Here is an 18,048-nt window from a genome sequence, read left to right as displayed (position 1 = left end):
AAATGTTAGTAAGTGAACTGTAAACCGGCAACAATGGTACGCAATGGAGGGGTTGTTACGCCCTGCGACTCAGGATCGAAACCTTTATAGCCTGTAATGGTCCATAAATTTTGTGCTTGTGTAAATACCCTGATATTTTCTGCATGTACTTTCGCTAACCATTTTGCAGGAAGTGTGTAGGATAAGCTTACATTTTTTAACCTGATAAAAGAGGCGTCCACAATGTTTACATCAGCGCCTGTCCAGTTACTATAACCAAAATAGGCTGCCCTACCGTTTGTACCGCCTGTACCTGCAGTAACCAGATAATCTGCTGAACCAAGAGCAAGATAATCGTTCATTACACTGGCCGCAGCATTGTACATATATCCGGGAGGATAAAATGAGGCAGCAGCTAAACTTTTTCCTTTTTGCTTCACAAACTGGAAGGTGAAATCTAAATTAAATCCCTTATAGTTAAAAGAGTTGGTTAAACCTCCGAAGAAACTTGGATAGGCACTGCCAATTACATAACGATCGCCACGGCCAATCTCCGATAGGCCGGTAGTTGGATTTGCAGTACCTCCAACACCATTTAAATCGGCAAAAGATGGCAGGTTAGTGGTTGGATCGATACCTAAAAACTGGTAACCAGTTAGGAAACTAATGGGTCTGCCCACAAGATAGGTGGTATAATAGGATGTTTTTTCGATATTAGGAAAAGACAACAACTTGTTTTCGTTCCTACTGATATTGAAGGAAGAAGTCCAGGTGAAATCTTTATTCTTAATATTCGTACTGGTTAAACTCAATTCTACCCCCGAATTTTGCACCTGCGCAGCTAAATTACTCTGATAACCGGTGAAACCTGCCTGCGGACTTAATGGGTAATTAATTAACTGATTACCTGTTCTGTTTCTGTAATAGGAAGCTACTAAAGACAACCGATCTTTAAAAAAGCCCAGTTCTATAGCGAGTTCCAGTTTTTTAGTTGTTTCCCATTGGTAATCGTCGTTGGCAATTCTTGATGGATTTAAACTGGAGATTCCATTATAAATTGCCGAAGAAGTAGAGTATGTAGCCAGATATTGGTAATCGCCAATCTCATCGCTACCCACTGTTCCGTAACTTCCACGGAGTTTACCAAAACTAAACCAGTTGGTTTTATCCTTAATCAGGTCTTCCTCAGAGAAAATCCATGCACCACCCACTGAACCGAAGTTTCCAAACTTTCTGTTCGGGCCGAACCGTGAAGAGCCATCTCTTCTGAAGTTGGCATTTACAATATATTTATTTTCGATGTTGTAATTTACACGACCAAAAAGTGAGGCATATTTAAACTCTTTTGATGAAGCGGAAGTTGAAATTATCGTTGCTGATGAGATATTTCTTAAGAAATCATCAGAGGGAAAACCCGAAGCACTGGTATAGTAGGGTTGTTCAGATTTTCTGTATTGGTAAGTTCCACCTGCAAGTAAATTTAAGTTTCCTTTCCAAACTTTACGGTTATAAGTAATTTGTGGCTCTAAAATATAGGTATTGGTATAAGTGTAGGCGAAACTGGAAGTACCGGTAGTAGGCACAGTTAGTGCTGTATTCAACGAACTTAGTGGTCTTATGGTAGTCTGTTTTGAATCAGTTTTACTGTAACCAAAAGTTGATTTTATATCCAGCCCATCTAAAATGGTGTATTTCAGATTTAAACTCGATAACAAGTTACTGGATCTGTTATCATTCGTCTGGTATAAAAATCCGTAAGGGTTGTTTAAACCAGAAACCCAGTACAAACTTCCATTTGGATTATATACAGGATAATTTGGTGGCAGGTTGTAAGCATAATTAGCTAAATCTGTTGTCGATATATCATTTTTATCTGTGGAATAAATCGCAGATAAGCCCATGGTAAACCTTTGATCCAGCGAACTGTGATTCAGGTTCACATTTACTCCACCACGTTGGTAAGATTGCTCTCCCGGGTACACGTTTCCTTCTTTATGATAAGTGCCACTTACATAAAAGTTAGTGCGGGTATCTCCACCAGAAACATTGGCACTAATATCATGCGTTCTGGCCGTTCCTCCTAAAAGTTCTTTTTGCCAGTTGGTGTTCGCTGTTTGATCCCACACCAATAAATCGGGGGCACTAATAGTTGAAGGTGCTGCAGGATTAGTGGTCATATTGGCAAATCCTTTTCTTCGCAAGGCGAGATATTGATCAACCCCTAACATTTCTATAAAATGCGGAACAACAGAAGCACCGGTAGAGGCGTTTACCCCAAATTTCGTCTTCCCTGATTTTCCTCTTTTAGTAGTAATCAATACTACCCCGTTCGCTGCGCGCGAGCCATAAATTGCCGTTGCATCAGCATCCTTTAGTACTTCAATACTTTCGATATCAGCCGGATTAATAGTATTCAGCGGGCTTGTTTGTCCTTCAGCCGAGGGTAATCCAGTTGTACCAGACGAAGATGCGGCTAAATTAATCTGCTCAGATAAAAAAGGTACCCCATCTACAATATAAAGCGGGCGATTAGGGCGGCCAATAGAATTTGCACCGCGAATCTGTACGTTTATTCCTGCGCCTGGCAAGCCATTGGTTTGAACAATAGAAACCCCCGGCATCCTTGCCTGCATAGTTTGCAATAGATTGGCTACAGGCTGTTTGGCAATATCATCGGCATTAATCCCTGTTTGAGAGCCAGTACTCGTTCTTCTGGTAGTAGTACCGTAACCAATCACAACTACCTCATCTAATTTAGCAGGATCGGGTTTCATTTTCACCATAATGGGATTACCAGAATTAACGGTGATATTTTGTGTACTGTAACCTATAAAAGTAAATTCTAAAACAGTATTTGGCCCTGGCGCACCTATTGCAAAATCTCCCCTTGCGTTGGTAGCGGCTATATTTGTACTTCCTTTTACGCGGATGGAAACACCCACCATAGGGTCACCATTTTCATCTACCACTTTACCATTTGCTACAAAACCATCACGTTTTTGAACCAAAGGGTTTAATAAAGGTTCTGAAATAGAGGCCGGTTCAATTTCCTTTTCTGTTTGCGATTTAACCACCACGAACTGATCATTAATCACTTCGTAAGTAAGTTTATTTGATTTTAAGAGCCTGTCTAAAAGGTCTTTTAACCGGATGTTATTATAGTTTCCGCTGATGGGCGAATCATTCTTTTTTATCTGATTGTTATAAACCAATCTGAACTGCGCTTTGGTGGCAATGGTTTTTAATACCTTCTCCAGTTTCTGGTCAGAAAACTCGATCGTTACGCGTTTTTCAGTTAGTTGGGCTTTCACAACAGAAGACCAGCTGAACTGAACAGCAATGGCAATACCCAAAATTTGCAGTAAAGAAAACTTCATAATTTTAATTAATGTGGGGAGCGCATTAACTGCAACATGTTGTTGAGCAACATGCTTTTTGGCCAGCGCAAAGTTTAGCGCATAGGCTGGCCTATTGAACAATTTATTGTACATTTGTTTGGTTTTAGTAGTTAGTAATAAGGCTTCTAAATCTTCACAGCAGGGTGTTCGCAGCACGCCTGCTGTTGTGTTTATAGTTGATAGTAAAGTTTATTTCATTAGTTACAATCCCCTCCTCCTGTAAGGGTAATCTGATCTTTATTAATAGAAAATTTTGCATTTATTGAGCTTGAAACTAGTTTTAATGTGGTTTCCAAAGATTGATCTGTTAAATCAGCGGAAATAGCACAGTTGGCATAAAGCGCCTTGTCTGCAACGATTTGTACATTAAATTTCCTTTCAATGCGTTGCTTCACTTCATCAAAAGCTACGCTTTCGAAATTCATATCGTATTCCGTTCCATGTAAGATCAGGGCTTTGTTTGCCACAGCGGCCACAACTACCCGGGCAGGTTGGGTTGAATTAAGGGCTTCAAATTCATTTCCAGGTGTAACAATAACCGGTGCCGCTAGCTGAGCATCTTTTTGGGCTGAAGAAACGGCCACCTTACCAGTTAATACTGTTAATTTGAAAGTTTGCGCATTTTCATTGATATTAAAACTTGTTCCCAGTACGCGGGCAACATATTTACCCGTTTGGATTACAAAGGGATGCATTTTATCTTTCGCAACTTCAAAAAGAGCTTCTCCCTGTAAAACTACATTACGGGTACTGTCACTAAATTTTGAAGGATAGTTTAAACGACTATTACCTTTAAGCCAGACAATGGAATGATCGGGCAGGTGTACTTTAGTGATTTTACCTGAGGTAGAAGTTTCTACATGCTGTACAATTTGATCTTCTTGATTGTTATATTGCCAAAGTAAAATACCTATAGTACTGATTGCAACCAAAGAGGCTGCTGCTGCAAAATATTTCCAGCGAAGTTTTTTTACCCGCCCACTCTTCATCTTTTCGGTAATAGAATTAAAAAGGCGCTGTTGCAGCTGAGATTTGTCTTTATCCTGAAGATTCCAGACGGGAGCTTCAACCGGTACCTCCGCATACCAATTTTCAAGCTGCTTAAACTCTTCTGGTGTTATCGTATTATTCAGCAGTTTCTCTGCTAAATTCTCGATTTCTGAATTTTGTTGATTAGGCATTTTCATAGATTACAAACCTATAGTATGTAAAAAAGTAAAATACCCTTGGTCTAAATGAAAAAAAATCTATTTTTTACTAAAAACGCAATAAAACAAGCTAAAAAATCACATAAAAAGCATACTCAAGTTACCTTTAATATGCTTTAAGGCCTTTGTAAGATGACCTTCAACGGTTTTTTCACTAATATCCATATTAGCAGAAATTTCTTTGACACTTAAACCTTCTTCTCTACTTAAACGGTATACCATCTGGCATTTTTCGGGAAGCTGGACTACCAGATTTTCAATTTCAACTCTAATTTGAGCGAAATCTAACCAGTGCTGTGTGCTGTTATCGGCTAAACTATGTGATAGTTCGTCCTCGAAAGAGATTGCTTTTCTTTTTTTACGTTGAGCATAATTAGCGTAGATGGTATATTTTAAAGCCGCAGAGATGTAAGTTCGGAAGGTATATTTTAGAAAAGTTTGATGCCGGCTATTCCAAATCCTCATAAAAACCTGTTGAACAGCCTCTTCTGCATCCTCCTGAGATTGTAGTTTGATGTAGGCAATTTCGAGGAGTTTCTCCCAATACCGGTTATATAATACGCTGAAAGCCCTTTCACTATCTTCTTTTAATAGATCAAATAGTACTTCATCCGACTCTTCACTCAGCGCAAGCATTTTTAGTTAATTAGCAGCCCTAAGATAAGGCTTAATGTTAGATTAACAAATCGACAACAGGGAGTTAAAGATAATAATTTTCCGGCACATCTAATCCCCGCAGCATCAAATGGGGGATTTATCCTGCATATTAAATGGATAAGGCCGATTCTTTAAGAGCAAAAAAATGCCCCAAAAGCAACTTTACTCATGGGGCATTTTTCAGCAAGGTTAATGAAATTACCTGATGTTAAATGCTTTCAAAATTTTATACAGAATGAATGCTGGAATTGCATCTAATTACTCTGTCAACTTCCATTCAGGTCGTTCGAAATGACAGGTATATCCATAGGGATGTTTTTGTAAGTAATCCTGATGTTCTTCTTCAGCATTCCAAAAATCACCAGCCGGAATAACTTCCGTTACAATAGTACCTGGCCATTTCCCTGAGGCCTCCATGTCTGCAATTAATGCTTTTGCTGTTTCTTCCTGCGCTGCATCTAGATAAAATATTGCTGAGCGATAGGATGTACCGACATCATTTCCCTGCCTGTTTCTGGTGGTAGGATTATGGATTTGAAAAAAATATTCTAATAACTTGCGATAAGAGAGAATCGCCGGATCAAAAACAATCTCTATCCCCTCTGCATGGGTTCCGTGATTGCGATAAGTAGCATTTGGAACATCACCGCCGGTATAGCCAACCACCGTTGAAATTACGCCTGGCTGACTCCTAAACAGCTCTTCTACTCCCCAAAAACAACCACCTGCCAATATCGCTTTTTCTGTATTCATATAATCTCCTTTTTATTACTAATAAAGATACAGCCTGCATTCACAATGCGCAAGCAAAAACCGAAAGGAATGCAATAACTGGCTTACGTATGACGGAATGTAGAACCAGCAGGTATAATAACAGATTAAATGCCAAAGTCTTCTAAGAAACCTAAGATTACTGCAATCGCGATTGCCGCAGATTTGGAAATCTTAATCAACAGGTGGGTAGAACAGGTTTATAACAAAACGGATAAACCGAAATTCCAACCTAACCAACCCTTGGCCTGATTATTAAAATGCTTAGCCCAGGAAGGTGCCAATTCGTGCTTATAGTTTTTCCCGGAAGCTCCTGGTGGAGCATCGGTTCTGTAGTAGGTATAAGAAGGCCCTGCAAAAACAATCAACCGTTCAGCAGGCATAACCTGAAACTGCGTTTGAAAACGATAGAGATTATTAAAGTAGGACCAATTTCCAAGGTAAATACTTTGCCCTGTCACTTCAGTTGCAATAGAAAGGCGTTTATTTAAAAGGAATTCATGGCCTAAACCAAAACCAAAAGTTAATACCCGGGCAGTATCAGAAAAATTGTTACCTGCTATAAGTAACGAATACAATTTCGAATTTCCTGTTTTCAAAGCAATATTGGTATTGGCTACCTCATTGCTGTAAATAGTAATCTGTTTAAAACCGTTGGAGGATAAATTGACCAATCCTAAACTTACGCCAGATGATGAATCTGCAAGATTAACAAGCCCAAATTGAAAGCCTTTCATCTTTTTGGCATAATTCAAAATCCCCCCAACCTGTGCGCCATTTAGTACTCCAAAAGTTGAATTGGTAACCCCAGCCAGTTGTAAACCAGAAGTTTCCTTACTGGAATTTAATAAACCTGCGATTTGAACACCTTTAAAACCTTTTCTGGCGATATTCGCCACCCCTGCCACCTGAGCACCACTCACCTTACCCTTGGTATCATTCACCAATCCGGCAATTTGAAAGCCACCAACTTCATTTTTTACATCGTTATACGCTCCTGCGAGTTGTATCCCTTTTACCGAACCACCAACAGCATTAAATAATCCGGCGATTTGAAACTTCTTGATATCACCTTTGGTAAGATTAAAGGCACCTGCCATTTCAAACCCATCTGTACCTGCGGTATAACCACCCAAAACATTTAAAGAGGCTTTGTTAACAATGCTGGAACTCATGCTCCCATGTGAGCTTAACCCAGGAGTAAACGATACCTGAAAAGGCGTTTGAGCTAAAAAATCAGGAATATTCAGATTCTGAATGCGTTGCTTTGAAGAGGTTAGAAATCTCCAGATGCCTTTCCCACCAAAGGTATTGGAAAAGAAAGTGCCCTTTTCACTATCTGGATCAGTATATTTTTCAGGTTTTACATTTATATCAGCAAGGAAAACCAGGGATGTATCTCTATAGCTTTCCTTACTCGCGGTGAGGATAACACCTGTATGTTCTCCTCTGAAACGTAGGGTAAAATAGCCTTTTTGATCTGTAAGAGCAGCTTGAAGCAGTCTTTTTTCATACACACTTGCTTGTTTCACCCTATCCCCGCTTCGGGTATCTTTTACGTATCCGCTAATTTCATAGTGGTTATCATCAGTCGAAATCCGTTCTGCTTCAATGGTTAAGTGATTTACAGCATATCGCAAAATAATATATTCTGCATTTTCTTTATAGTCTACCTTGCCTGCAAAAACCTGATCTAACACATCCCTTACGGGCATATTTTTAACTTTAAGACTAATGAGGCTGTCTTGATTAAATAGTTGACCGTTATACGAGAAATAGAATTCCCCGGCTTTGCTCAGCAATTGCAATACCTCATGCAGAGGCGTCTGCTGCACAGAAAGTGATACCCTCTTCGATAAATTCCGTCTATAGTCGTCATTGGTTTGTTGTGCAAAACAATAACCCGAAATGAAGAGCAATAAAATGATCAGTGAATGCCTCATTTTTAAGGGTTGGACAGCAAAATATGGTTGCCGCTACGCGTCTGTTTTAAATTCATGGTTAAACAAATTAACTTTAAATCCCGTTCCAATGATTCGATCTTTATGGTTGTTGTGATACCCGAGTCAATTACAGCAGCGTCCAAAGTAATGTTACTACCATAGGCTTTGTTTAATGTTTGTATCAGCTTAGATAGCGGGGTATTGTTGCTTTGTATTAACCCTGTTTTGTAGTAGTTATACAGTTGATCCTGGCTTTTTACTTTAGCAAGCTTTTTGGTTTTGCCATTAATGGTGATTTTCTCTCCTTTGTACAGCTTAATTTCAGACTGGCCTAATTTCACCTTTACAATGCCACTTTCTACATTAACCTCCGTAACATGATTGGCCTGACTGATGTTAAATGCAGTTCCTACCACTTCGACAATTACCTGGTCTACGTCAATTACAAATGGATGTGCCTTGTCTTTGGCAACTTCAAAAAATACATCTCCATTTTCTATTTTCAGCTTTCTATTGTTTTTAAAATAACGCGCATAGCTGATTTTAGCCTCTTTATTTAAGGTTATTACCGATCCATCAGGAAGTATTTCGGTGTGGATCTGGTTCCTGGCTTGTAATGAAGTAAAGCTACTGGGTCCTAACCAGTTATAAGTAGACCATATACCTACGGTAATCAGAAGTATGGCCGCAACTTTCAGCCAACCTGAAGTACTCCAAAACCGTTTAGCATTAGTATTGGCCTTTTGTAGCTCCGCTCTCTTTACTTTAAAACGTTCCCAGGCAGCATCTTTATCTTGTTTAGTTTGGCCGGCAAGTGTTCCACTTAATTCCCAAATGCTTTTCAATTGGATAAAGTGTTTTTGATTTTCCTCAGCTGCAGTTAGCCATACTTTTACCTCTTCGTTTTCTTCCTCACTGCTTTCGTTTAGAAGAAATTTCATCAATAATTCATCAGTCATGTCCTTTTCTTCTAATTAAAAAACTGTTTAAAAGCCCAAAATCCAAGAAACACAACAACCATAAAATCGGCCAGTTTAAACCTTAAAATTTTCAAGGCCTTACCCATTTGGTTCTCCACTGTTTTGATTGATAATCCAAGTTGATCGGCAATTTCACGATATTTAAGTTCTTCAAATCTACTCATTTGGAATATGGTTCTGCATTGCTCAGGCAGATCGTTCAAAGCATTCCTTAAATGTGTTTGAAGTTCGGACAGCTCTACTTTTAAAGATGCGGGTTCATGTTCTGTATTCATCGTATGTACCGTAAATTCTTGATACCTGTTTTTGGTTTGTTCTTGCCTGATGTAATTCAAACTGTCGTGATATACACATTTGTATAGATATGCTTTGATGGCGCTTATCTGAAGGTTTTCTCTTTTTTCCCAAAATTTCAGAAACATGCCCTGAACAATCTCCTCTGCAATATCCTCGTCTTTAACAATTACCTGAGCATAAGCATGTAGTGCAGCATAATGCGTTTTAAACAGCTGTTCAAATGCAGTATCATCATATTGATGGGGCGTTCCGGAAGATATTGCTGCTAATGTCACCGATTTAATTGTGTCCAAATATATAGCTTATTTATTTTGTTAACTATTTCCGCTGGTCTGGCATTTACCCAGATCAACGGAGAAATCATTTGGTTAGAAACTGATTGACAAACCACCTGTGTACCCCAGGAACATTCCATTAAAGCCATTATTTTTTCTATCCCAGGTTTGGATATAATGTTTTTGCAAACTTTTCCCTTCTTCAGTATTGGTTATTACGAAATTGAATGACGGTCCTGCAAATATTTCGAGATTTGGTGCAATTCTCAATGATGGCATTAACTGGAAGCTATACTTGTAATAATTGCCCCGTTTGAAATTATGTAATGACCCGGCAATAAGTTCGGTATTTAACCTGAAATGCTCAGATTGGAAAAAATGTGCCCCCAGTCCCAATTGAAGCGCATATACTTCATCTTTATTTTTGAAATTGTAACCGATACCAATAATACCGTACAATACTTTTCCACCCGACCTGAAAGTAGCCAGGGTAGTAAGGTTCTGATCAGTTGTTAATGCAATACTTTTTTCCCCGTTCTTAATAATATTGATAAATCCGATAGGATAATCACTGCTATCAGCTACATTTATGAATCCAGCCACCTGAACACCTTTAACCTTTTTAGCGATATTGATAAAACCTGCTATCTGAGAACCTTTTACATCAGCAGCTTTATTCATGAAACCTGCCATTTGCAAAGCTGCATTTTTAGCGCTCCAGTTTAAAAAACCCGCTACCTGGGCACCATTGCCAGCGGTAGAAACATTTGCAAAACCGGCAAAGGCCGCACCTTTTCCACCACCGTAAGTATTGATGAAACCTGCAAACTGAGCGCCATCAACTTTCCCTAAAATATGGTTAGAAAAACCTGCAAATTGACCACCGCTGGCATCTTTACGTACTACATTGGACAATCCGGCAAATGATACTCCTTTCTCTTTAGCAGAAACACCTACCAATAAGTTCAGGGAAAAACTGTTTGTATCCTTTGGAGCATGTGTTCCGTTGGTACTGATGGGGTAGATCAGGCCAATATTGACTTTGTTTTTTTTGTTTCCCTGCGCAAAGCCGCTAATAGCCAATAAAGCTAAACTTAATGTTGCGAAGCAAGCTATAGATAATTTGTTCTTAATGTTTGATAAAGTTGAATCCATTTCTGTCTAATTTTAAAATAAGACACACTGTTTCAGCTTTACCCCTATGTGGAAGAATAATATTTTTTATTACACATCTTCCCTTAGCTTTGCATTATGAAAAACATCATTATCACGGCCGCTGCAGCAATACTCCTTTGTGCTGCCTGCAGCTCCTCTTCAAAAGTTTCTGAGGGAAAAAACGATTCAAGTTCTGTAGAAAAAGACACCAGCTTAACAGCTGTTTTACGCAGTAATGCAACAGCGAAAATAGCTGACTCTGTCAAACTGAGCTTCGTAGTTTACAACCACACTGATAGCCTGCGTAAATTTTGCAAATGGCACACGCCATTTGAACCATTAATGAGCAAATATTTAGATGTCACCACAACAGATGGTACTGTAGCGCAATATCAGGGGCCAATGGCTAAACGCATTATGCCGCCTCCGGCAGATAGCTATATCACGCTGAAGCCGGGAGACAGTTTAAGTGCTGAAGTAAACGTATCCAAAGCTTATCAGATTCCCAAACCGGGGAAATACACATTCAAATACAACAGTTCGGCCATCAGCGGAATAGTAGTAAAAGATAGCCTCACCCTAGAATTGAAGTAGTTCGCATCAAGTACTTAGCATTGAGAATTAAGTATCACGTATGGAAGAAACGAATAGCTGGTCTTGCTACTTTATACCTGCTACTTTATACTCCATAATTGCTACTAACAACTTTAAACTAAGTACTTGACAACCATCCCTTACTTAAACCAACTGTTAACCCGAAATCATTCCTTTTTCAGTTAATATAAATGAATTATTTCCCTCTTCGCTCATTTCGGTTTCGGCATGGGTAACCAGGATTACGGTTGTTTTTTGTTCGGCGAGGAGTGTTTTTAAATTATTGATCAAGCGGTTTTTTAATTCCAAATCCAAAGCAGAGAAGGGCTCATCCATCAGTAATAAGCCGGGTTTTGTTGACAAAGCCCTTAAGATGGCTAAACGTTGCTGTTGACCGCCTGAAAGCTGCCTGGGCAAACTTTTCCGGTATCGGCTTAACTCTCCTATCTCCAATAACCGATCGATATATTCGGGATCATCGCTGCCATATTTAAGCTGTTTCTCTACCGTCATATTAGGAAAAAGCGCATAATCCTGAAAAACAAATCCTACAGCTCTGTTTTGAACTGGCTTCGAATAAGCATTGGCTTCATCAAACCACAGCTCATTTTTGACTATTATTTTTCCTGCATCGGGTGTAATTAGTCCGGCGAGCATCTTTAAAAAAGTGGTTTTACCCACACCAGATGGCCCTAAAATCCGGGTGATACTATGCGACTGAAAAACAGCATCTACATTCAGTTCCAACGTTCCGTGATGCGTTTTTATTTTCTTAAAAATGGAGATTTCTATCATTCGAACGGACTTTTAACGGCATTTCTATTCCAAATAAATACACCCAATACAATAACAAAAGTTATTGCAAAAAGAATCAGCGCATAAACATTAGCGCCGGCATAATCCATTGTTTCTACCGAATCGTAAATAGCAATGGAAGCCACTTTGGTTTCACCAGGTATATTTCCACCAATCATCAATACCACACCAAACTCGCCTAAAGTATGTGCAAAGGTCAATACTGCAGCAGTAAAAAGTGATGGTTTGATATTGGGCAGTAAGACAGCAAAAAAAGTTTGAAGTTTAGATTTACCCATTGTATAAGATGCCTCGGCTATTGATTTGGGTAAATGAGTGAACGCGGCTTTTAAAGGGCTAACCATAAAAGGCAAACTGTAAATGACAGACGCGAATATCAATCCTTTAAAAGAAAAAACCAGCTGTAAATTAAAGTACTCGTGTAACCACCTGCCAAGGGCATTATTAGGACTAAAAGCCAGCAGCAGATAAAACCCCAATACCGATGGTGGAAGTACAAGAGGCATTGTAATAAAGGTTTCAATAATAATCTTCAAGAGATTCTGCTTACGTGAAAGCCAGTAAGCGACAGGAATACCAAGTAATAACAGTAAAAAAGTTGTTATTACTGCCAATTTAATACTGAGCCATATTGGGTCTAAATCCATTAGGTTTTATTACTGTTGAGGTAAGTGATAACCGTTAGCTGCTATAATCTTTCTGGCAGCTGCGGAGTATAAGTAATTGTAAAACCGGGTAGCATCTGCCAGTTTACCTTTTTTTGCATAGCTTAGCAACACAGCTGACTGGGCAATCTGTTCGTAGCTTTTTTGATCCACCCGGGCCCATTTTACCTGTTTTTTAGATTTTTGTTCATATAAAAAAGCCTCCGTTGTAAATCCGATTCTAACTACTCCCGTTTGCAGATAGGTATTTACCTGTGAAATACTTTCACCAAAAACCAGTTTTGAACTAAGCCGATCCGTTAGTTTATAAAATTTTAGTGCTTGCTCAGCCGCTTTACCATAGGGTGCAATTTTAGGATTCGCAATCGCAATTTTTACCGTTTGTGCATCAACAAGCAACTTTTGCCAGTTTTTAAAATCTCCTTCAACATGCCCGCAAACAATTAAACTTCCCAATGCATAAATTTTTGGTTTTTGAATTGCAAAGCCCTCTTGGTACAGTTTTTCAGGAAATTCTGTATCGGCAGAAAGAAAAATATCATAAGGTGCTCCATTCATAATTTGTGCGGTAAGCTTGCCCGAAGCACCAACAATCACTTCTATTCCAATCCCGGTCTGCTTCTTAAAATCGGCCTGAAGTTTTTGTATTACGCCTTGTGCGTTGGCTGCTACAGCAATTCGTAAGGTTTGCGCAGCAACTGCATACGGTAATAACATTAACACCAAAAAACTAAAGAAGATGCCGCTGAATTTTAAAAATTTTATCATTTTAGTTATCCGCTATTGTGCAATTCCAACTTCTATACTCAACACCTGTTTTATACATCTGGCAGGTCTTTTATCCTTTTCAACAATAATTCTAAACGGACCATCAGCAGGTGGCAGCGGTTTATCATCCATTTGATCGGCTAAAATTATCTTTTCATCACTGAATTCCGGATCCAGTTCAGTTAATGTGAAAATAACCTGATATCCATCGTAAGCTTTAACCATGGCATACTTACGCAAATTTTCTCCCCGCAATGCTTCACCCATCGATGCCCCCGCCTTATTCAGCAAATTAGACAAAAGCACCCCCGAATAATGGTGTATTTTACCATCACGATCATTTCTATCAAGTGCCACCCGATCCATTTTCTGCAATTCGGGCAAACTAAATTGGATCGCATGATCTACCTCTCCTGTAATTTTGAGTATTGGACTTTCTGTTTTTTGAGCCTTAAGCCCTCCGGCACTGAAAAAAATGACTAAAAAAGTAATAAATAAAGCAAGATTATATTTTTTCATGGATAAGAATGAACCAAAGGTGAATAAGGACTTCAAATTAAAGAAAAATACTTTAAATTAGCTCATACTTAACCCACCTGTACAATCCTATAGCTTTTCTTGACACAACATATAGACTAACTGATGCTATTTACTGGTTTTTTACCTAAATTGCGGTATCCCAAATGAAAGAAATTGCAGATATACTCATTGCTTATCAAAAAGCACTAAAAGAAAAGAAGAAATCCGCTTTAGCAACTGTTGTTAAAGTAGAGGGTTCATCTTACAGAAGACCTGGTGCCAGAATGTTAATTACAGATGATGGTATGCTTACTGGTGCAATAAGTGGTGGCTGTTTGGAAGGGGACGCTTTGAGAAAAGCGCTTTCTGCAATTCACCAGCAGGAGACAAAGCTCGTGAGTTATGATACTACAGACGAAGACGATGCTAAATTTGGCATCCAGCTAGGCTGTAACGGTGTAGTACATATACTATTTGAACCCATTCTTCCTGAGCAGGAAATCAATCCGATTACCATATTAAAAGCAGTTCAGCAACGAAGGGAAAATGCCGTATTGGTGACCTTTTTTTCGCTTGAAAACCAGCAGCAATTAGGTACAAGAATACTTTACCGCCCTGAACAGCTCGTGAGCAGCTTACCTGCTAATGAGCAGATATTGGCAGATACAGCCTTATTACTGGAAGAAAAAACCTCAGACTTTAAGGAATATGAAATCAACGGCTACTTAACATCTGCTTTTTTAGAATTTATCTGCCCACCTATCTCGCTTATAATTGCAGGTGCCGGGAACGATGCACAGCCCCTATCAGAAATCGCTGACCGATTAGGTTGGGAGGTTACGGTTGTTGACGGTCGCCCCACGCATGCTACCAACTTGCGTTTTCCAAAGGCTACGCGGGTGTTGGTTAGTAAACCCGATCAGTTTTTAAATCACATAAGTATCGATGATCGCACAGCCTTCGTATTGATGACCCACAACTACAATTATGATGTTGATTTACTTGGCCGGTTGATCGCTACAGATGCTGCCTACATTGGAACTTTAGGTCCAAAAAGAAAGTTAATCAGAATGCTGGATGAACTAAATATGAACACTGTGAAAAATCAAACCAGGGTTCACGGCCCCATAGGCCTGGATATTGGCGCGGAAACGGCAGAAGAAATCGCAATATCTATCATTGCTGAAATAAAATCAATCTTTAGCGGTGCCTCAGCTCAGTTTTTAAAACAGAAAAATGCACCTATCCATGTTCACGATATAAAAGGCAACTAATGGATACCGGAATTATCATATTAGCCGCAGGTAACTCAAGCCGCTTAGGTAAACCCAAGCAACTGCTAACTTATCAGGATAAAACCCTGCTAACCATCGTAAGTGAAGCAGCATTAAAAACTTCATTTCATCCTGTTGTTGTGGTTCTTGGTGCCTACGCAAGTGAGGTTTCAAAAGCACATCAGGGGCTAAAAATCCAATACATCATTAACGATGAATGGGAGACTGGAATGTCTTCAAGCATTGCCACAGGCTTAACTGCACTCCTCGATACCAAAAAAGACATTGAAAACGTTATTATAGCAGTTGCCGATCAGGTTTTTATTACTGCCCGGATTTTTGAAAAATTAGCAGAAAATCACCAACTTACAGGCAAAGGAATTGTGGCAAGTACCTATGGCGAAACAAGTGGAACGCCTGTGCTGTTTAATAAGAAATATTTCGACCAGCTTTTGAATCTTCAGGGAAGCACTGGCGCAAAAAAAATAGTTGCAGAAAATGCATCAGATACCGCTAAAGTACCATTTGAAAAGGGACTGATCGATATCGATACCGCAGCAGATTACAATAATTTAATCCAAAATCAATGATAGCAGATTCATTCGGAAGAGTACATGATTATTTACGGATATCGCTTACCGATAACTGTAATTTCCGCTGCTTTTATTGTATGCCAGAGGAAGATTATGATTTTACACCAGCGTCACGATTGATGCAAACAGAAGAAATCGTTCAGCTGGCTAAAATTTTTGTGGCACAAGGGGTAAAAAAAATCAGACTTACAGGAGGCGAACCACTGGTAAGAAAAGATGCAGCAGCAATTATTGCAGCGCTGGGTAAATTGCCAGTCGAACTGGTGATTACTACTAATGGTACCCGGATTGCAGAAATGCTTCCAGCACTCATTGAGGCGGATATTAAGTCGATCAATATCAGTTTAGATACCCTGCAGCCCGAAAAGTTTTTCATGATTACCAGAAGAGATTTATTCCATCAGGTTAGGAGCAACATTGAGCTGCTTTTGCAAAATAAAATTGCAGTAAAAATTAACATGGTGGTAATGAAGGGGCTTAATGATAATGAAATTAAAGACTTTATCGATTGGACAAAACACAATCCTGTTCAGATCAGATTTATAGAATTTATGCCCTTTAGCGGTAATAAATGGACCAGCAATAAGATGTTTTCTCTGGCAGAAATCCTTCAGGTTATAGCCAATGATTTTACCGTACTACCTGTTGAAGGATCAGCTAATGATACTGCCAAGCATTTCATGATTCCAGGGCATGAAGGTTCATTTGCCATTATCAGTACCATGACCGCTCCTTTTTGCAGTACTTGCAACAGGATGCGTTTAACTGCAGATGGTAAACTTAAAAATTGCCTTTTTTCTGATGGAGAAACCGATTTACTCAGTGCTTTGAGAAAAAATGAGGATGTTCTTCCATTAATTAAAGCCTCTATATGGAGCAAGAAGAAGGAACTTGGTGGCCAGTTAAAAACGCATTTTGAAGAATTGGATGCAGCTGCCATTCAGAACAGAAGCATGATTACAATTGGAGGATAGTGATGATTAGTGTTACAGAAGCTAAAGCGCTTATCTCCGAACAGATTAAGCTGCTAAACCCGATCCCCCTAGCCCTCATTGAGTCCTCAGGCCATATTTTAGCCGAAGATGTTTATGCGCAATACAATATCCCGGCATTCAGGCAATCGGCTATGGATGGTTATGCGGTAATTTACGATGACCATGCACAAGCATTAAAACTCGTTGGTGAAATGGCTGCAGGAACCAGTAATACGCTCCACATAGAATCCGGCGAAACTGCAAGAATTTTTACCGGGGCACCGCTTCCCGAAGGTGCGGATACCGTGGTGATGCAGGAAAAAGTGAAGATATCTGAAGGGAAAATTCAAATTGAAGACCAGCAACTTAATTTAGGTTCAAATGTTAGACCTATTGGTTCTGAAATCAAATCTGGTGAGCTGGCAATGCCTGCCGGAAGCTTACTTAGTCCGGCAGCGATTGGCTTTCTTGCCGGAATAGGCATTACAGAGGTGAAGGTATTTCCTATGCCTGAAGTGGCCATTATTGTTACTGGCAAAGAGCTTCAGAAACCGGGATCAGTACTGGACTTCGGACAGATTTATGAATCAAATTCCTATTCATTGTCTGCAGCTTTAAAATCAGAAGGCATTACCTCAATTGAAATTTTGCAGGCAGATGATGATTTAATTATATTAACCTCAATTCTTCAGGCCGCGCTCATTAAAAATGATGTGGTACTCCTCACTGGCGGCGTAAGCGTTGGCGACTACGATTTTGTTCTGGAAGCCTCCAAACGTTGCGGTGTTCGGCAAATTTTTCACAAAGTAAAACAAAAACCAGGCAAACCACTTTTTTTTGGAACCAAAGGAGATCAATTGGTTTTTGGCTTGCCCGGAAATCCTTCATCAGTATTAAATTGTTATTACAATTATGTGCTCCCTGCAATCAAAAAGCTTTCGAATAAAGAAAACAGTGTACGTGAAATTACGGCTACGCTTACCCACAGGTATGAAAAAACAGCCGGACTAACACACTTTCTAAAAGGAGTTTATACTGATGCAAAGGTTACTCCTTTACATGCCCAGGAATCTTTTAGGTTGAGTTCTTTTGCACAGGCTAACTGCCTCATTTGCCTGGATGAAACACAGCAGGAATTTGCTGTTGGCGAAAAGGTAAATATATTATTATTACCTCAATAAG

The 18,048-nt window shown here is 39.4% G+C and carries 17 protein-coding genes; 5 read left to right on the top strand and 12 right to left on the bottom strand.

From position 1 onward, the window contains the following. Positions 1-5 precede the first annotated feature (5 nt). The 8 genes from ACQY77_RS20370 to ACQY77_RS20335 form a co-directional block, all read right to left on the bottom strand. Positions 6-3,470, bottom strand: coding sequence for a SusC/RagA family TonB-linked outer membrane protein (locus ACQY77_RS20370; RefSeq protein WP_421940482.1), 3,465 nt, complete (start codon positions 3,468-3,470; stop codon positions 6-8). 104 nt (positions 3,471-3,574) lie between these two features. Further along, complete coding sequence (locus tag ACQY77_RS20365; protein WP_421940483.1) at positions 3,575-4,558, bottom strand: FecR family protein; 984 nt, start codon at positions 4,556-4,558, stop codon at positions 3,575-3,577. A gap of 105 nt (positions 4,559-4,663) precedes the next feature. Then, positions 4,664-5,221 carry an RNA polymerase sigma factor gene (locus tag ACQY77_RS20360; RefSeq protein ID WP_421940484.1) on the bottom strand — a complete coding sequence of 186 codons (558 nt, stop codon included), beginning with the start codon at positions 5,219-5,221 and terminating at the stop codon, positions 4,664-4,666. Positions 5,222-5,500: 279 nt separating this feature from the next. Beyond that, entirely contained in the window at positions 5,501-5,995 is a 495-nt protein-coding gene (gene msrA, locus ACQY77_RS20355) for a peptide-methionine (S)-S-oxide reductase MsrA (protein ID WP_421940485.1), read from the bottom strand. Positions 5,996-6,213: 218 nt separating this feature from the next. After that, positions 6,214-7,956 carry an STN and carboxypeptidase regulatory-like domain-containing protein gene (locus tag ACQY77_RS20350; RefSeq protein WP_421940486.1) on the bottom strand — a complete coding sequence of 581 codons (1,743 nt, stop codon included), beginning with the start codon at positions 7,954-7,956 and terminating at the stop codon, positions 6,214-6,216. 2 nt (positions 7,957-7,958) lie between these two features. Further along, on the bottom strand, positions 7,959-8,915 hold the full coding sequence (locus ACQY77_RS20345; protein WP_421940487.1) for a FecR family protein: 957 nt from the start codon (positions 8,913-8,915) through the stop codon (positions 7,959-7,961). A gap of 11 nt (positions 8,916-8,926) precedes the next feature. Beyond that, positions 8,927-9,526, bottom strand: a complete 600-nt coding sequence (locus ACQY77_RS20340) for an RNA polymerase sigma-70 factor (protein WP_421940488.1) — start codon at positions 9,524-9,526, stop codon at positions 8,927-8,929. A 75-nt stretch (positions 9,527-9,601) separates the two neighbouring features. Beyond that, on the bottom strand, positions 9,602-10,663 hold the full coding sequence (locus ACQY77_RS20335) for a hypothetical protein (protein WP_421940489.1): 1,062 nt from the start codon (positions 10,661-10,663) through the stop codon (positions 9,602-9,604). 96 nt (positions 10,664-10,759) lie between these two features. Here ACQY77_RS20335 and ACQY77_RS20330 point away from each other — a divergent pair, with 96 nt between their 5' ends. After that, positions 10,760-11,257, top strand: coding sequence for a protease (locus ACQY77_RS20330; protein ID WP_421940490.1), 498 nt, complete (start codon positions 10,760-10,762; stop codon positions 11,255-11,257). Between the two features lie 156 nt (positions 11,258-11,413). On the opposite strand, the gene ACQY77_RS20325 is transcribed toward ACQY77_RS20330, so the two are convergent. Genes ACQY77_RS20325 through ACQY77_RS20310 form a run of 4 tightly spaced genes read right to left on the bottom strand, consistent with a single transcriptional unit; the run spans position 11,414 to position 14,025 of the window. Beyond that, entirely contained in the window at positions 11,414-12,052 is a 639-nt protein-coding gene (locus ACQY77_RS20325; RefSeq protein WP_421940491.1) for an ABC transporter ATP-binding protein, read from the bottom strand. After that, on the bottom strand, positions 12,049-12,720 hold the full coding sequence (gene modB / locus ACQY77_RS20320; protein WP_421940492.1) for a molybdate ABC transporter permease subunit: 672 nt from the start codon (positions 12,718-12,720) through the stop codon (positions 12,049-12,051). Before modB ends, ACQY77_RS20325 begins: the two co-directional genes overlap by 4 nt. Before the next feature lie 9 nt (positions 12,721-12,729). Continuing rightward, positions 12,730-13,506 carry a molybdate ABC transporter substrate-binding protein gene (gene modA / locus ACQY77_RS20315; RefSeq protein ID WP_421940493.1) on the bottom strand — a complete coding sequence of 259 codons (777 nt, stop codon included), beginning with the start codon at positions 13,504-13,506 and terminating at the stop codon, positions 12,730-12,732. A 12-nt stretch (positions 13,507-13,518) separates the two neighbouring features. Continuing rightward, positions 13,519-14,025: a molybdopterin-dependent oxidoreductase gene (locus ACQY77_RS20310; RefSeq protein WP_421940494.1), complete on the bottom strand. Its 507-nt coding sequence runs from the start codon at positions 14,023-14,025 to the stop codon at positions 13,519-13,521. A 164-nt stretch (positions 14,026-14,189) separates the two neighbouring features. On the opposite strand from ACQY77_RS20310, the gene ACQY77_RS20305 reads away from it, so the two are divergent. The 4 genes from ACQY77_RS20305 to ACQY77_RS20290 are packed head-to-tail and all read left to right on the top strand — an operon-like array spanning position 14,190 to position 18,047. Beyond that, positions 14,190-15,299 (top strand): XdhC family protein, encoded by a 1,110-nt coding sequence (locus tag ACQY77_RS20305; RefSeq protein WP_421940495.1) that lies wholly within the window; start codon positions 14,190-14,192, stop codon positions 15,297-15,299. Next, entirely contained in the window at positions 15,299-15,889 is a 591-nt protein-coding gene (locus tag ACQY77_RS20300; protein WP_421940496.1) for a nucleotidyltransferase family protein, read from the top strand. The genes ACQY77_RS20305 and ACQY77_RS20300 overlap by 1 nt, the downstream gene beginning before the upstream one ends. Next, the gene (gene moaA / locus ACQY77_RS20295; RefSeq protein ID WP_421940497.1) at positions 15,886-16,866 is read left to right on the top strand and encodes a GTP 3',8-cyclase MoaA; all 981 of its coding nucleotides are present in this window, start codon (positions 15,886-15,888) and stop codon (positions 16,864-16,866) included. The genes ACQY77_RS20300 and moaA overlap by 4 nt, the downstream gene beginning before the upstream one ends. Before the next feature lie 2 nt (positions 16,867-16,868). Then, entirely contained in the window at positions 16,869-18,047 is a 1,179-nt protein-coding gene (locus tag ACQY77_RS20290; protein ID WP_421940498.1) for a molybdopterin-binding protein, read from the top strand. Position 18,048 lies beyond the last annotated feature (1 nt).

This window comes from Pedobacter sp. (assembly GCF_965279535.1).
Classification (GTDB): Bacteria; Bacteroidota; Bacteroidia; order Sphingobacteriales; family Sphingobacteriaceae; genus Pedobacter.
This window is presented reverse-complemented; position numbering and strand designations above follow the sequence as displayed.